The sequence below is a fragment of the Paenibacillus sp. FSL E2-0178 genome (genome assembly GCF_038593005.1).
Taxonomy (GTDB): Bacteria; Bacillota; Bacilli; order Paenibacillales; family Paenibacillaceae; genus Paenibacillus_AQ; species Paenibacillus_AQ phytohabitans.
Genome location: NZ_CP151953.1, coordinates 2,443,002 through 2,458,805 on the forward strand (window position 1 = coordinate 2,443,002; position 15,804 = coordinate 2,458,805).

At 52.9% G+C, this 15,804-nt stretch carries 15 protein-coding genes; 3 read left to right on the top strand and 12 right to left on the bottom strand.

The features are described from left to right. Positions 1–192: 192 nt before the first annotated feature. A complete protein-coding gene (locus MHI42_RS10875) occupies positions 193–588 on the bottom strand; it encodes a spore coat protein (protein ID WP_342423764.1) in 396 nt (131 codons plus the stop codon). 67 nt (positions 589–655) lie between these two features. Beyond that, positions 656–889, bottom strand: coding sequence for a hypothetical protein (locus tag MHI42_RS10880; protein ID WP_039308384.1), 234 nt, complete (start codon positions 887–889; stop codon positions 656–658). A 187-nt stretch (positions 890–1,076) separates the two neighbouring features. On the opposite strand from MHI42_RS10880, the gene MHI42_RS10885 reads away from it, so the two are divergent. After that, on the top strand, positions 1,077–2,315 hold the full coding sequence (locus tag MHI42_RS10885; RefSeq protein ID WP_342423765.1) for an FAD-dependent oxidoreductase: 1,239 nt from the start codon (positions 1,077–1,079) through the stop codon (positions 2,313–2,315). Between the two features lie 135 nt (positions 2,316–2,450). On the opposite strand, the gene MHI42_RS10890 is transcribed toward MHI42_RS10885, so the two are convergent. From MHI42_RS10890 to MHI42_RS10900, 3 genes are all read right to left on the bottom strand, one after another. Next, complete coding sequence (locus tag MHI42_RS10890) at positions 2,451–4,010, bottom strand: flavocytochrome c (protein ID WP_042135081.1); 1,560 nt, start codon at positions 4,008–4,010, stop codon at positions 2,451–2,453. Positions 4,011–4,354: 344 nt separating this feature from the next. After that, a complete protein-coding gene (locus MHI42_RS10895) occupies positions 4,355–4,966 on the bottom strand; it encodes a GNAT family N-acetyltransferase (protein WP_171718895.1) in 612 nt (203 codons plus the stop codon). A gap of 23 nt (positions 4,967–4,989) precedes the next feature. Then, positions 4,990–5,562: a TetR/AcrR family transcriptional regulator gene (locus MHI42_RS10900; protein ID WP_039308392.1), complete on the bottom strand. Its 573-nt coding sequence runs from the start codon at positions 5,560–5,562 to the stop codon at positions 4,990–4,992. 346 nt (positions 5,563–5,908) lie between these two features. On the opposite strand from MHI42_RS10900, the gene MHI42_RS10905 reads away from it, so the two are divergent. After that, a complete protein-coding gene (locus tag MHI42_RS10905) occupies positions 5,909–6,367 on the top strand; it encodes a hypothetical protein (RefSeq protein ID WP_171718893.1) in 459 nt (152 codons plus the stop codon). A gap of 445 nt (positions 6,368–6,812) precedes the next feature. Here the strand turns inward: MHI42_RS10905 and MHI42_RS10910 are convergent, their stop codons facing one another. The 6 genes from MHI42_RS10910 to MHI42_RS10935 all read right to left on the bottom strand — a co-directional run bounded on the left by MHI42_RS10910 (position 6,813) and on the right by MHI42_RS10935 (position 14,086). Continuing rightward, positions 6,813–7,535 carry a response regulator gene (locus MHI42_RS10910; RefSeq protein WP_342423766.1) on the bottom strand — a complete coding sequence of 241 codons (723 nt, stop codon included), beginning with the start codon at positions 7,533–7,535 and terminating at the stop codon, positions 6,813–6,815. Then, positions 7,532–9,199, bottom strand: coding sequence for a DcuS/MalK family sensor histidine kinase (dcuS, locus tag MHI42_RS10915; RefSeq protein WP_342423767.1), 1,668 nt, complete (start codon positions 9,197–9,199; stop codon positions 7,532–7,534). The genes MHI42_RS10910 and dcuS overlap by 4 nt, the downstream gene beginning before the upstream one ends. A 91-nt stretch (positions 9,200–9,290) precedes the next feature. After that, positions 9,291–10,511 (bottom strand): MFS transporter, encoded by a 1,221-nt coding sequence (locus MHI42_RS10920; RefSeq protein ID WP_342423768.1) that lies wholly within the window; start codon positions 10,509–10,511, stop codon positions 9,291–9,293. A 78-nt stretch (positions 10,512–10,589) separates the two neighbouring features. Then, a complete protein-coding gene (locus MHI42_RS10925; protein ID WP_171718889.1) occupies positions 10,590–11,138 on the bottom strand; it encodes a hypothetical protein in 549 nt (182 codons plus the stop codon). A 137-nt stretch (positions 11,139–11,275) separates the two neighbouring features. Continuing rightward, on the bottom strand, positions 11,276–11,695 hold the full coding sequence (locus tag MHI42_RS10930) for a DUF350 domain-containing protein (protein WP_039308413.1): 420 nt from the start codon (positions 11,693–11,695) through the stop codon (positions 11,276–11,278). Between the two features lie 24 nt (positions 11,696–11,719). Beyond that, positions 11,720–14,086: an endonuclease MutS2 gene (locus MHI42_RS10935; protein WP_342423769.1), complete on the bottom strand. Its 2,367-nt coding sequence runs from the start codon at positions 14,084–14,086 to the stop codon at positions 11,720–11,722. A 152-nt stretch (positions 14,087–14,238) separates the two neighbouring features. On the opposite strand from MHI42_RS10935, the gene MHI42_RS10940 reads away from it, so the two are divergent. Then, entirely contained in the window at positions 14,239–14,586 is a 348-nt protein-coding gene (locus tag MHI42_RS10940) for a phage holin family protein (protein ID WP_039308415.1), read from the top strand. Between the two features lie 120 nt (positions 14,587–14,706). Here MHI42_RS10940 and MHI42_RS10945 read toward each other — a convergent pair whose 3' ends face one another. Beyond that, positions 14,707–15,762 carry a GGDEF domain-containing protein gene (locus tag MHI42_RS10945; RefSeq protein ID WP_342423770.1) on the bottom strand — a complete coding sequence of 352 codons (1,056 nt, stop codon included), beginning with the start codon at positions 15,760–15,762 and terminating at the stop codon, positions 14,707–14,709. Positions 15,763–15,804: the final 42 nt, after the last annotated feature.

The window sequence follows — 15,804 nt, forward strand, 5'->3', positions numbered from 1 at the left end:
AGTTCGCCAGTCCGGTACCCCTGCTTCAGGGCAGAGCGCCTGCGAAAAGAGTTTAGTATTAATATGACACGAAAATGACAGTTCTGCAAACAAAATAACCCCGCCTGGGCGGGGTTACAATGGATCTTTTTATTTGTGTTTCTCCACACCAGCGGACGGGCAGTCCTATGCTTCATCCGCCCCGCGTGAGGGTTACATATAGTAAGAACCGTTATTGTGCTGGACATTGGCCTGATGCAGCGGAACATTGGAGGCCTGATTGTAGGCGCCGGCTCCGGCTGTCTTCTCACGCACGAACTGCTGGCATTTCTGCTGGGTCTGCTGTGCAGTCTGAATCTGCTTGTCTACATCCTGACGCAGCGCTTTCCCCGGGGCAGTATACATGTTCATTTGTGACATTTGGTTATACAGCTCTCCCTGAAGTCTGAGCGTATCCATCGTCAAATCATTGAATACCCGGCGTACTGTAGGACAATTAGATTCTGTAGCTGCTGTTGTATATTCACGGACTGTCCGCTTCAAATCAGCCAAAACCGTGTTCAGTAAATCCTCATCTGCCATGAATGGCGTTCCGTTTTGTGCGTACACAGTAAAACCTCCTTAAAGTTTGTGGGATATGCTTCCCGGCATCAAATTTGTGTGCGGCCAGTAATAATTATTGCGGCTGGGTTGGTGCATATTGCTGATGCTGATGCAGCAGCTGTACAAGCATATCCATATGGTGGGTATGACTTTGAATTTGCTGTACACAGATTCCCTGCACCGTGGAGTTTTGAGTGGTTCCGGCTGTAGCGGCCAGCTGCTTAATCAGCAAATCTTCGTTGGAAATGGAATCTGCGATATATTCCAGTTCTTTTCCGCTAAGCGCCTGCATTTGGTTAGATTGCATGTTCAGTATTCCCTCCTTCTGGATGTTCAAGCGTTCCTTAGTATGCCGCAGAGCAGAACACTTTATGTGCCAAAAAGCGCAAAGCTGCTTCTGAAAAAATCGGATTAACACCTTATAAACCGCGCATGAGCGGCTGCCAAACTGCAAACAATACCTTACCTTGATTATATAAAGGAGCGACCATACCATGAAACTCATCAGCGGGCAGCTGCCCTGGGAGAATACACTGATTCAACCGCCGGTATATCCGGTACTAAATGAAGATATTACCTGTGACTGTCTTATTGTAGGAGGCGGCATGGGCGGGGCGACGATGTCCTACCGTATGTCCCTTAGCGGAGCGGATACCGTTCTCATCGATAAAAGAGCAGTGGGCAGCGGAAGCTCCCACGCCAACACGGGACTGCTGCAGATCGCGAACGACAAGTCGCTGACCGCCTGCATGAATACCTTCGGGGAAGAGAACGGCGTGCTGTTCTATAAGCTGTGCCAGCAGGGCGTCCGCGCGATTCTCGACCTGCCGGGCAAGCTGGATATTGATCCGCAGATCATAGAACGCAGTAGTCTGCTGTATGCCAGCGTCCCTGAAGATGTACCCGCCCTGAAGCTGGAAAATGAAAACCTGATCCGGCATGGATTTGATTCAGAATTCTGGGATGAGGATAAAGTACGCTCGCATTATTCCTTCTCCAAACCTGCCGCACTCTTCTCCCGGGGCGATGCCGAGACCAATCCGTTCCGGACCGTACACAGCCTGATCGATAAAGCCCACTCCGGCGGAGTCCGGGTCTATGAGCATACCGAAGCCCTTAATTACGAATATAGTGCTGACGGCGTGGTCTGCCACACAGCGAATGGCCGGATTTTTGCGAAAAATGTTGTGTTTGCCATGGGGTATGAAACGCAGGATATGAAAAAGGACCGGGGCGCGGAGCTGATCAATACATATGCCATCATGACGAGGCCTCTTACGGACTTCCCCAAATGGCATGAGCAAAGTCTGCTCTGGGAAACGGCACGGCCTTATCTGTACTTCCGGACCACACCGGACGGACGGATCATTGCCGGAGGCAAGGATGAACAGCTCACCAGTCCCGAGCGCCGCGATATCCGTGTGCTCTCCCAGTGCCAGCGGCTGCTGGAGGAGCTTGTGGCCCTGTTCCCGGAGCTTCGGGGAATAGAGGCCGAATACTCCTGGGGAGCGGTCTTCGGCTCTACCCGTGACGGCTTGCCTTATATGGGGCCGCATCCGGAGTACCCGCACTGCTATTTCATTGAAGGCTACGGGGGCAACGGAACCGTCTACAGCATGATCGCGGCCGAACTGCTCGCAGATACCCTTGCCGGCAAGGTGCGCCCCGAGCTGGAGCTGTTCTCGCTGACCCGTACAGCGAAGCCTGCGCCGTCTCCGGCAATTCAGGCATAAGCGGCAGAGCCTGCAGGAGCCTTGCTGCATCCGGCAGGAGCAGCAGTAAGTACTCGCAGGAAAGGGATGCTCCGCAAGCCTGATGGCTGCGGAGCATCCCTTTTTATAATAAACCTGACAATATGGAATAATAGCTTATTGTGCTTTTACAAATTCAGCAGATTTGATCCCTGCCTGCCGTCCAAAGATAATAATCTCAGCTACAGAGTTACCGCCGATACGGTTCTGGCCATGTAATCCGCCGACTACTTCGCCTGCTGCAAAAAGTCCTGTGATCGCTTTGCCGTCTTTGTTCAAGACCTCTGTATTTGTATTAATCACCACACCGCCCATGGTGTAGTGAATTCCCGGGCCGATTTGGATTGCATAATACGGTGCGCCGGACAGATCATTATCCATGCCTGTTGTTCTGCCGAATTCCGCATCCGACTTATTCTTCACTGCGCTGTTCCAGGTATCTACGGTCTTCTTCAGCTGATCTGCCGGAACGTTCATTTGTTCTGCCAACAATTCGATGGTATCCGCTGTTTTGACTACACCCATCTTGATGTACTGGTCCACCGCTTTGACGCGGGATTTCACGCCGGAATCAAACACCAGATACGCTGATTTCTCCGGAAGTGTATTGATGGAAGCTGTCACTTTATCACGGGTATCCATTTCGTTGCCGAAACGTTTGCCCTCGCTGGACACCAGAATTGCACCTTCGCCCCGGACCGCTTCACCGATCAGGTAGGATTTCTCCTGCTGTACAGTCGGGTGTACCTGAATCTGATCCAGATCTACCGTTGTGCCGCCAGCCTGTTCAATCATCCGGATGCCATCGCCGGTGCTGCCGATCTGGTTCGTGGTCACATAACCCTCGAGGTCAGGTCTGACTTCGGTAATCATCTCCATATTGGCGCCGAAGCCGCCGGTTGTTACGATCACTGCTGATCCGGTAATTGTTTTCTCATCGGCCTGGTTGAACAGCACCTTGACGCCGTTCACCTTGCCATCCTGCACTGTAAGTTCCTTCACATCCGCATTAACGAACAAGGGAATCCCTTGCTCTTGTACATTTCTTACGAGTCCTGCAACCAGATATTGTCCGACTGCTGAGCCGTCTTCCGGACGGTGGGTGCGCTTCTCTTTCATTCCGCCGGTAATCGTAATATTGTTCAAACGGATTCCGATCGAATCCAGCCAGTCAATGGCACTTGCGGAATTGTCCACGAAAAAGCGGAGCAGCTCCTTGTTGTTCGTATCATGGCCGCCTGCCAGTGTCTCTTCATAGAACAGATCATTGGTATCCTCGATGCCCTGCTCCTTCTGGAACTTCGTCTGCGAAGCGTTCATACCCGAGGAGGATTTGGTGGTGTTACCGCCGGCAACCGGCATTTTCTCCAAAATAACCGGGTTCATGCCGTTAGCCTTGGCTTCCAGCGCCGCCGACATTCCGGCACCGCCTGCGCCGACAATGATGATATCATATTTATCTTTTAACTGATCGTACGGTGTATAGCTCGCTTCGGATGCTCCCGATACGGCTTCGGCTGTCTCTTTAGGTGCAGTGGTTGCTGCAGGCTCTGTGGTTGCGCTATTCTTACCCTTGCTCTCATTGACACTGCCGTTAGCATTGTTGTTACCGCAGCCTGCGATAACCAGCATAACGGAAAGAACGAGTATAAGAGTCGCTGCATATCTCTTTTTCATAGTAACGCTTGCCCCCTTGTGCATATTTTCACAATTATCATATCCGCAAAAGGGCTGTCCTTGGAAGCTTACGTAATTAAAGAAATTATTAAGTAACTAAAGTAAGTGGGCAAACAGCATCTACTGTTGTTGATTTAGCCACTTTGCAGGAATGGTGAGCATTTATATGCTGTTTGTCCAACTGCTGCTCCAACACGATCCCATCATTCATCAGCAAGTGTTGAAAATCCAACTGCTATTGTCTTAACTCTCTCCGCTCCTAACCTCCCGGGTTGTTGCTGTCATCATTTCCGAAAAGAAACAAAACTTCCCGATCCTCTTGCGGATCGGGAAGGGGGCACGCGCTAGTCCAGCAGCTTCTCCATATGCAGCACTTTGGCAAAGCCGGCTTTTGCCGTGAACAGCCCGGTATTCTGCACCTTGAAGGTCTTGAAGCCGAGCCGCTCATAGAGCTTTTTGGCTTGCGGATTGGTGTCAACAACCTCCAGCAACATCTTGTTGCGGTTCGCCGACCGTGTTAAGGCAAAGGACGCTTCCAGCAGCCGGGTTCCGATCCCCAACCCTCTTACCTCACTGGAGACGACGAGCGGATCAATATGAATGGAGTCCTTCGGAACGCCGCCGTGAAACATACGATATATACCGTAGGCTGCATAACGCCACGCGCCGCCCGCTATGCCGAACGAATGTCTGAGAGCCCCGTAACCCAGCGTTGCGAAGAAGCCGTCTCCTTTTTCCAGACCGACGAATCCAACCACCCTTCCCTCGCGTACCGCATACAGACCGTTGTCATAACGCAGACTCCGGCACAACACCTCCACGACTTGCTTCTCATTGCGGGTAAATATCCACAGGGCATTGAATTTCAAGGCAAAAGCCTGATAAAACAGTCTGGCAACCTCGCCTTTCTGCACTTCGTCCAGGCGGTCGACAACTTCTACGTCTAACGTTGACATAAAGCTTCCTCCTTTATGTTGCTTCAGCTGCCGCTTCGTCCCGGGGCGCCGAAGCCTTGAATGACGGTGGATACCAACAATTGCGGAGCATCATTCTTCGCAAGATTGCCATTCTGGATCTCCTGCCAGGCAACGAACAGCAGATTATACATGACGGTTATCATCCAGTGGGCGGGCATCGCGGCATTCAGCAGACCGCGTGTCTGCCACCCTTCCACAGCTTCCCGCAGCGGTTGCTTGATTCGGGCTTCCTCGGCAAGAATATTAGGATTCTCGTCAACCGATGCCGCGAAGCTTAGAAAAGACATCTTGCTGCCCAAAGGAATCAGCGCCTCGAACACCTCCGTCAGGAAGCGGAGCATATCGCTGTCATCATTCATGATTCCTTCGAGCGCTTCATCCACCAGCCCGATGGCATTCAGCGCCAGCGCATCCAGCAGAAGCTCCCTTGTAGAGAAATAGCGATGCAGCGTCGCAATGCCGATTTGTGCATGATCCGCGATCTCCTGCAGCGTAGCCGTCGGCTTCAACGCCAGCAGCTCCGTTGCTGCGTCCAGAATAGCTTTCCGTTTATTGTCCTTAACACTGGGTTTCATGAACATAGTCCTGCCTTTGCTGTGGATTAATTGATATTTTTATGAATATAATGATATATTTATATATCATTTATTATTATTTTATGCTCATGGGCAGCTGGAGTCAAATTGTTGATGTACATAAACCCTCCTCAAAAAAATGTCATAACGCTTCTTTAAGGGGGCAAGGCATTTCCCTCCAGTAGGGATTTCATTTATGTTCACCATATTTAATTCTTCTTTCATTCGCCAACCCGCAGCCAATGTTATACGGAAGCACCCCGTTAAAGTAAGTGAATTTGCGTGCGGATGTTTATAGTTTTATAATTGGGACTTACACAATCGTATGACTAGGAGGAACTGAACCATGGACAAAAGCAAAAAATATATGCTTGCCGGCGCCATCCTGACCGCAGCTGGTGTTTCTCTAATGACCTATACAGCAAACCGTTACACTTCCTTCAAAAAAGTGGTGGCCAGAACCATCCGGCTGGAGGATATCGCCTCCCTTGAAATCACCCGTCTGTCCTCTGTTCCCGGTGAACAGAAGGATATTGTGGTTACGGAGCCGGAGGCCATCAAACAAATATGTGATGATTTCGCCGACGTCCGGTTAATGAAATCAGCGCGGAATGTAAGCACAGACAACAAATACAGCTATTATATTACCATCGTGCAGGCTGACCGGAAGCAGCGGTTTGATATCATTCTCAAGGGCAGGCAGCATATGATTATTTACGATAATGATATGAACAATCCGCATTTAAAAGCCTATAAAATCATGGGTTCCTTCCATCCGCAGGCATTGAAACTGGCTTTTGCCTGATCGCAGGGCTGCATAAATCACCTTTGCTAACGTTTAAGAATAAGAATTAACATGGAGTCATAGCTGGGCAGTGGTAGGGCAGCCATGACTCCATATTAGTAGAATTAGTAGAAGTTGTAATCTTATTCATTAATTCCTTGATGTAGAGGACTGAAATTCCGTTATTTGGGCAGATCAGGCGGATTCGTTGACTAATCGGACACAGAATCGCTTATTTGACCAGACATAGCTCATTTCCGGCCCGAATGAACAGGATAAGGGATTCTCAGTCCGTTTCATCCTCATAAAAAGGTTATTTGGAAATATAGCGGCTTCTCAGTCCGCTTCACTTACAGGCATGAAATATCAACAATTTCCCCGATCACACAATCTCCCAGGCAACAAAAAAAGGACCCGAAGGCCCTCCATTAACCACTAACCACCCGCTGTCCAATTTACCAGCCGCTCACCTATATTTACTTATAAGTTCATGCCCCTCCGGCTTCACCTTGTACATATATACCGGTCTGCCTACCGCACCGTAGCTGAGCTCCATCTCCAGAATGCCTGCCTCGGTCAGAAAAGCCAGATATTTGCGGACGGAAATCCGCGAAATCGGCGCCTGACTGCTGATATCTTCAGTGGAGAATACCGGGTTCGGCAGCTGCTTAATCGTATCCCAGATGCTCTCCAGTGTGCCTTCGGTAAGACCTTTGGGCAGGCTCTGCGCCCCAGTCTTGTCTTCTTCAGCCTCCGGAGCGGAGTGGCGCAGCAGCTTATCCAGCTGTTCCTGGCTCAGATGCTCCTTGTGCATTAACCGAAAGTCTTCGCGGTATGCCGACAAAGCCGCCTGAAATCGGGCAAACTCAAATGGCTTGATCAGGTAATCCACAGCCCCGTTCTGCAGCGCCTTGCGGATGCTTGCATTATCGCTGGCGGCGGAGATCACAATGATATCCGCCTTGCTTCCCTGCTCCCGTAGCGTGGACAACAGCTGAAGCCCGCTGGTACGGGGCATATAGATATCCAGCAGCAGGAGATCGATCTCCTGTTCCGCCAGCATCTTCAAGGCCTCATCTCCTGAAGCCGCCCAGCCCGCGAACTCGAAGCCCTGGACCTGTTCGAGATAATGGCGGTTGAATTTCGCTACCATCGGGTCATCTTCTACAATCAGCACTTTAATGTTCATTGGCTCTCCTCACCCTTTGCAGCATATGGCACATCAACGATGAACGTGGTTCCCTGCCCGCCGCCGCAGGCGGCAATCTGAAGATGTCCCTGCAGTTTGTCTACACTCTTCCTGACTAAGTACAGTCCGATTCCCCGGTGTTCCCCCTTGGAGGAGAAGCCCTGGACGAAGATCTGCTCCCGGAGTGCCTCCGGAATCCCCGGGCCGTTGTCGCTAACCTCACACAGCAGCCTTCCCTCTTCATAGTGAAAAGCAAGCCCGACCCGCTTATTACTGTGTACATCTCTGCCGTGTACATCTCTGCTGTGTACATCGCCGCTGTGTTCATTAGGCCCCGGGCCGCCCAGCGCTTCCATCGCATTGTCCAGCAAATTCCCGGCAATCGTAATCAGCTCATGAATAACCTGCGAATCTGCCGATTCCGGCAGATAACTGTCCGCAGTCAGCAGCAGTTCAATTCCCGTCTCGCGCGCCCGGCTCAGCTTACCCAGCAGAAAACCCGCCATAGCCGGGTCCTTAATCTGTCTCGTGATGGCCCCGATCTCCTGCTGGTAGTTATTTGCCGTTCCCAGAATATACTGCTGCAGCTCGTCATATAAGCCCATATGCGTCATGCCCATAATCACATGCAGCTTGTTCATGAATTCATGGGCACCTGCCCGCAGGGCGTCTGCATAGACAGAAATACCCGACAGCCGTTCCGCCAGAACTGCCAGCTCAGTCTTGTCACGAAATGTAGCGATGGCTCCGGCAATCTCACCGCCTACGCGGACCGGCAGGCTGCTTACGAGCAGGGAGATACCGCCCAGCTCCAGCTCCTGGTCCTGCCTGCCTTCCCCGCTGGCCAGCACATGCTCCAGACGCAGCTCTGGCCAATAATCGGCAATCTGCCGGTTTACAACGGCGCCGTTGATCCCTGCCGCCTTGAGAAGCCGGTGCGCCTCCATATTGATAAGCGTAATGCGCGCTTCCTGGTCAATCGCAATAATCCCCTCGCGAATGGATTCCAGCATGGCGCTGCGTTCCTGCAGGAGTCTGGAAATATCGGCAGGCTCCATGCCGAACATCATTTGCTTGATCCTCCTCGCCAGAACAAAAGCGCCTCCGGCCCCAAACAGCGCGCCTGAGACCAGAATGGCAATAATCGTCCATTCATTCTGCCTGACCAGACGCTGCACCCTGTCCATCGACAGTCCAGCTACTACGACCCCGAGCTGATGCCCTCTGCCGTCATAGACCGGCACGAATGCCCGCAACGAATTCCCGAGCGTCCCTGTTCCTTCGGAGATGCTCTCTTGTCCGCGCAGCGCAGCCTCCTGCCCGCCTCCCACGAAGGGCAGTCCTACCTTGGAGGCATCCGGATGCGAATACCGGATGCTGTTCATATCCATCACCACTACAAACAATATATCATTACGGCGTGTAATCTTGGAGGTGTAGGCTTGAATCCCCTTGCTGTTCCCTTCGCTTAAGCCCTCTGAGAGCAGCGGCATCAGGGCAATCGTGCGGGCAATCGTAATGGCCTTATCCTCCAGCGCATGCCGGGTCTGGGGAATAATCTGATTGCGGAATATAATATATAAGACCAGCAGCACCAGGACTACAACAGCAGATACCATCACCGCTACCGTTGTCCTTAGGCTGTAGCTTTTTTTCTTGGCCAAGGATGCCCATGCCTCCTCATAAATAACATTTATACAGGTTATCCCGGCTAGATCCAAGCCGGTTCAGCACCTGCACCCGGATCTGTTCAGCTCAAGTTATCTTGGTATGCTTAAGCCCGGCTCCTTGCTTCAGCAACCGCCGCAGCACCAGCCAGCCCCCCAGCGGAGCCATTCCCAGCAGCAGCATAAGCCAAGTGACAGCCTGCGGGGACTGATTGACCGACAGCACAGCAATGAATATAAGCAGGCCTATCAGCCGCCCGGTCATCAGACTCAGCTCTCTAAGCACAACCAGCTCCACCCGTTTGCCGGCACTCTCTTCAGAGACACCCATCAGATCGAAGCTGGTAGACGTCATCGGCAGCATGTAGAGCGGGATGCACAGCGAGGTTCCAATTCCCATAATTAACAGCGTGGCGTAATTCACCTTCCACAGAAGCGGCAGAATGAAAGCGGCCAGCAGCAGACTGCCGGCCAGCATCCCCTTGAAGCGGGTTCCGGGCTTGAACCATTTACCGGCCGCATAGTAGCTGATCAAAGAAACTGCCGAGGTAATCAGCGCGAACTGCCCAAGCTTACTCTCCTCACGGACCGCAATATAGACCAGCAGTCCGATCAGGAACGAGAATACGCCCTCCCGTACTCCCTGGAACAGCAGCGCCGCCGCAGCGGGCCGCCAGGGACTCTCCTTGCGGCTAAGCTCGCGCCAGGGCTCCAGCCACAGGTAAGTTCCGCCGCGCGGCCGCTTCTCTAGCCCAAAGCTGAGTACAGCAGCCACTCCATAGATGCACAGTGACAGGATAAACACAATACGGTAGCCCTTGTCCCCATGCCACAAGGAGATCAGACTACCGGATACCCACGGACCGACAATGCCCGTCAGCGAACCCAGCAGTCCCATCCAGCCGTTAAAAAAATCGCGGTTGCCCGCCTCGGTAATCTCAAAGAAAACAATATTAAAAGCCAGCCAGTAGAACCCGATTGAAAGACCGAGAATGAGTCCCAGCGGCCAGATATAATACACCGCTTCTCCGCGCAGCCAGAGCACCAGCAAATAAAAAAAGCCCGAAACGGCAATTCCCAGCCGCAGGGCATTCATTTTGTTATGCTCCTTCACCCATTTGCCGCCCAGCCAGAAGCTTAGTCCGACTGCGAGCTGCTGGGCAACCGTAAACCAGCCGATCATGGCGAAGTTCTGCCGGCTTTTCCACAAATACACGTTCAAAAAAGTACCTGCCAGCACCGTAGCCAGCAGGTAGAGCCCGCCCACGGCAAGCAGCAGCGCTGCCTGGTTCCGTAATAACCTCCTCATGCTATACCTCCCTGCTATTCTGGACACCTCATGTATAACTAACATGTCCAAATTACAGGTAAAGCATGAATCCGAAGCTTACTGAGGTGTAGTGCTGAGATTGCGCACAAGCTGAATGCGGTCTTCCTGTGCCAGACTGTGCTGCACATGGAAGCAGGAAGGACATACGAACAGATTCAGCGAGAACGGCGGCTTCAGCACGGCTCCGCCGCCCAGCGCTTCCGGCGTTGCCGGGGTAAATCCGCTTACCTGCTGTGTGCCGGAGTGAAGCATCAGCTCATGGCATTGCGGACATTCCGGCGCTTCCAGCTGCGCGGCCAGCAAGCTGGCGACACTCTGCTCATAACGCGTCAGATCATAATCATCACCGAACTGGACCAGGGTATTAAATATGGGAACCACACTATCCTTGTCACCGTCGTCATCCCACAGATCCTCGTCACTGACCTCTTCCTGATCGGAAGCGTCCTCTGTGTCCAGCTCTTCATCTTCGAGATCGTCAGCGCCTATTGTAATCGTGCGGTAACCGCTAAGCTCATTATTGCAATGAGGACAAGTGTCCTCCGGGCCAAACTCCTCATCCCATACAATCTCCGTATGGCACCAAGGACATACTGTCGTTTCCATCTGTATAATCTCCTTCGTTCCTCACATTAGGTTCAATTTCAATGCAACATTAAATAGATAATTCCGGCCGCTATAAACGCCAGAGCGGAAAAGAACAGAACCCGAACCAGAATCTTCATATTTCCCTGCTCCCTAAATCAAAATATAGCGGCGCCGATGACATAGGACAATGAAACGGAGATCAGCAGTGCTGTCAGTCCCACGGCCCGGTTATCCGCAGCAATCTCGTCATCAATCGAAAAGACGGGGGTTAGAAATTCAAACAGGAAGTACGCCAGCAGCAGCAGGAGGAAACCCACAACCGACCATTTCATCGTCTCATAGATCGAGGCTCCCGCTTCAATGCTGAAGCGCAGAATATTGCAGATGCCGAAGATCTTGCCTCCGGTTGCCATCGCTACGGCCACATTCCCCTTGCGGATTTCTTCCCAGCAGTTGTATTTAGTCACCATTTCAAAGAAGGACAGGAATACCACCAGACCCAATATGGCCACAGTGAAGTAGCCGAGCAGCGCTCCCAGCGGATGATCCAGCAAAAGATCAATATTATCTTGCATACTTCTCCCTCTTTCTGCCGGACGCTACTGCAGTTCAGCCACGGTTACGCCCGCGCCGCCTTCGTTGTAATTCCCGAGCCGGTAGCTTTTGATATTCTTATGCTTACGCAGATATTCCTGTATCCCCGTCCGCAATACCCCCGTGCCTTTGCCGTGGATAATCGAAATCTGCCCAAGATTGCCGAGGAACGCCTCGTCGATGAAGCGGTCGGTCTCCATGATGGCTTCTTCCAGATTGGCCCCGCGCAGATCGAGCTCGGTGCGGACATTCTCATCCCGCGTACGCTTGACTGTCGTAGCCCGGCGCAGAGCCGGCGGAGGCGCATCCGGTGCAGAGGCCAGGAACTCCAGATCAGCAAGGTTGACCTTCATCTTCATAATGCCGAACTGCACCACGGCTTCCTTGGCACCGCTCAGCTCTACAACAAGGCCCTTCTGATTCACATTAGCCACCTTGACTTCATCCCCGGGCTGAATCTTCCGCGGCGCCTTGGTGCTGCTGCGGGCAATAACCTTCTTGCGCGGTGCAGGCTCCGCTTCATCCAGTCTCCGGCGCGCTTCGATCAGCTTGTGCTCCTTGACGGACGCCCCTTCCTCCATTGCCAGGCGGCGGAGGTCACTGATGATCTCCTCGGCTTCCTTACGCGCCTTGGCGAGGATATCGCTGGCATCCTTCTCTGCCTTCTCCAGGCGTTTGTCGCGCTGGCCTTCCAGCTTCTCCAGCTCCAGCTGCTGCCGCTTGCGGAATTCTTCCGCTTCGCGGCGCAGGCCCTCGGCCCGTTCACGCTCATTCTCTGCGGTGAGGCGGTTCTCTTCCAGGGAAGCGATCATGTGCTCGACGCGCATGTCTTCTTCCTTGACTTCGCCGCGCGCATGCTCAAGAATGGCATTCGGCAGGCCGAGGCGCTCGGCAATGGCGAACGCATTGCTTCGTCCCGGCACACCGATCAGCAGCCGGTAGGTAGGACTCAGACTGGCCACATCAAACTCCATACTGGCATTGATGACGCCTTTGCGCTCATACGCATAAGCCTTCAGCTCACTGTAATGCGTAGTTGCCACCATCCGGCATTCTGTACGGTGGATATTCTCCAGAATGGCAATCGCCAGGGCCGATCCCTCCGCCGGATCCGTTCCTGCTCCAACTTCATCGAGCAGAATCAGACTCTTCGGCGTCATTCTCTTCAGAATGGAGATGATATTGGTCATATGGCTGGAGAACGTACTCAGGCTCTGCTCAATACTCTGCTCATCGCCAATGTCGGCATAGATCGCATCGAAGACGCACATCTGGCTGCCTTCCTCTGCCGGAATGAACAGTCCCGACATCGACATCAGGCTGAGCAGACCGATGGTCTTCAGGGTAACTGTCTTACCGCCGGTGTTCGGGCCGGTCACGATAATCGAGCTGTACTGGTTGCCCAGCTCCACATCCAGCGGCACAACCTGCTCTGCGGGAATGAGCGGATGGCGCCCTTTGCGCAGACGCAGGTAGCCGCGGTCATTCATACGTGGCTGGGTAGCCTTCATGTCGCGTGCCAGGCGCGCTTTGGCGAAGATGAAATCGAGTTCGCCGAGAATATCGATATCATAAGCCATCTCTTCGGCAATATCGCCGACAAGTGCCGTCAGGCGGTGCAGGATGATCTCGATCTCCCGCTCCTCGCGCAGCCGTGTCTCGCGCAGCTTGTTGTTCATCGCCACAATCGATTCCGGCTCAATGAACAGCGTCGCCCCGGAGCCGGACTGATCATGAACAATGCCGCCGAAATGGGCACGGTACTCCGCTTTGACCGGAATGACAAACCGGTCACCACGGATCGTCACGAGCTGATCCTGCAGCATCTTCGATACCGAAGACGAGCGGATCATGGAATCCAGCTTCTCGCGGATGCGGGTCTCGCCGCCGCGCAGCTCCCGCCGGATGGAGGCCAGCTCTGTACTGGCCGAATCCATGACATCCGCATTCTCGTCGATACACAGGCGGATGGCGTCCTCCACATGCTTCTGCTCCGAGAGCAGATCACTCTGGGCGAAGAGGGTAGGGATCTTCTCATCCTCGTGCATCGCCCCGAGGAACCGCTTCACTCTGCGGGCTCCGCCGATCGTGTTGCCGACAGAGAGCAGTTCAGTGGTACCCAGCATTCCGCCGATCGAAGCGCGTTTCAGGGCGGGCTTGATGTCAGTCACACCGCGGAAGGAAGGAATTCCCTTTAGCCGGTCAACATTAGCAGCCTCATCCGTAGCCTGCAGAAGCAGCTTCACTCCTTCGAAATCCCCGGAGGGCTTCAGCGATTCAGCAGTCAGCCGTCCCATCGGTGTCTGCGTATACTGCATCAATTTATTTAAAATCTTGCGATATTCAAGCGTATGCAAAATTTTGTCGTCCAATTACTGTCACAGCTCCCTTCATAGATGGTTACATTATACCTAATTTAGCCCATTTTCGCTATTTGGGTATGATTTCTGGGCATAGAAAAGCGGCTGCGGGCCACAATAACAACGCACATATCCTTACGCGAACGCCAAAGGAGGTTAGTTAGGTGAGATTCTTAGGTCATGTGGTACGTTTCGTGGTCGCGGCAATCGTTCTGATGGTGGTCGGCTGGATTGTCCCTCAATTCACGGTCGGGGGGTTCTGGAGCGCGCTTGTGCTTGCGCTGGTTATCGCTCTGCTCGGCTGGGTGGTTGAAGGCATTTTCGGCAAAAAAACAACACCCTTCGGCCGCGGTATCGTCGGCTTCCTGGTCAGTGCCCTGGTGATCTGGATTGCCCAGTTCATTGTGAGCGGAGTCAGTGTCACCATTCTCGGAGCGCTGCTCGCAGCCCTGGTCATTGGTATTATCGACCTCTTCCTGCCGGTATCCACTCCGTTTGAAGCGGCCAAGTAGAAACGGCTGAACCATCCTTAGGGGACGGTATCCGTTTCAGCGCACAACGAAACCCCCAATCCCCGGATTATACCGGATACTGGGGGTTTTTTGTAATTAAAAAATTTTTATAACTAAAAATTACGCATAGGACACAACCGGATCATCGCCATGGGTGATAGCAGCCGTGACGACAGCATTTTTACCGCCCCGCTTGGCGCTGTACAGCGCTTCGTCCGTCTTGCGGAACAGCATTTCCTTGCCGTCCCCCAGCTGATAATCGCAGAATCCGATACTGACCGTAATCGGCTTGCCTCCGGCATACGGATGCTCCATAGCGGCTATACCTACCCGCATCTCCTCGACGGCAGCATAGGCTTCCTGAAAGCTTTTATCCGTAAAAATCACCGCGAACTCTTCCCCGCCGTATCTCGCCGCGAAATCATTCAGCCCGATCAGACCATTCACCTTCGCTGCCACCTCCTTAAGCACGAGATCGCCGACCCAGTGTCCGTACGTATCATTAACACGCTTGAAGTTGTCGATATCAAACAGCGCCAGCTGCAGCCTCAGCCCGTTGCTCTCGCACTGCTCCAGCAGGGAGTCCAGATATTCATGAAAGGTTTTGTGATTGTACAGGCCGGTAAGCGCATCGATCTTCAGCAGCTTGTCGGAAATCGCCCGTTCCACCATCAGCCCCTGCTCCGACTTGGTCAACTGCTCCAGATATTCGCGGGTCTCACGGGCCCTGACAATGACAGCCTGCGCCATCACGGCGAACACAATAAACACACATTCCACCATCAGAAACTCCAGCAGCGGTTTGTCCAGCAGCGGCCGCTCCAGCCCGAAATAAATCCCGCTATAGAATAGCGTGCTGAATACCCCGAGATAGTATAGCAGCCGCTGGTCGAAATAGATCAGGGCAATCATAATCGGCATCATAAGTGTCATCTGGGCACCATCTACAAAAGGCTCCAGCACAAAATACATCAGATAAGAAACGATGAACCCGCAGATCACAACGGCCTGCTTATGATAATGCTGCATCATACGCAGCCAAATCTCGGCGGAAGCCATAGCTATAATGATCATCAGATTACAGGCGATGAACAAGTGGCCCTTACTGGGGATGAGGATGGTCTTAGTCTCAGTGGAATGGGAGGACAGCATAAAAATAAATTGGGCTGCCAGCATACAGAGCACAATAATCCAGTATCCGGTTAATATTCTGCGGTG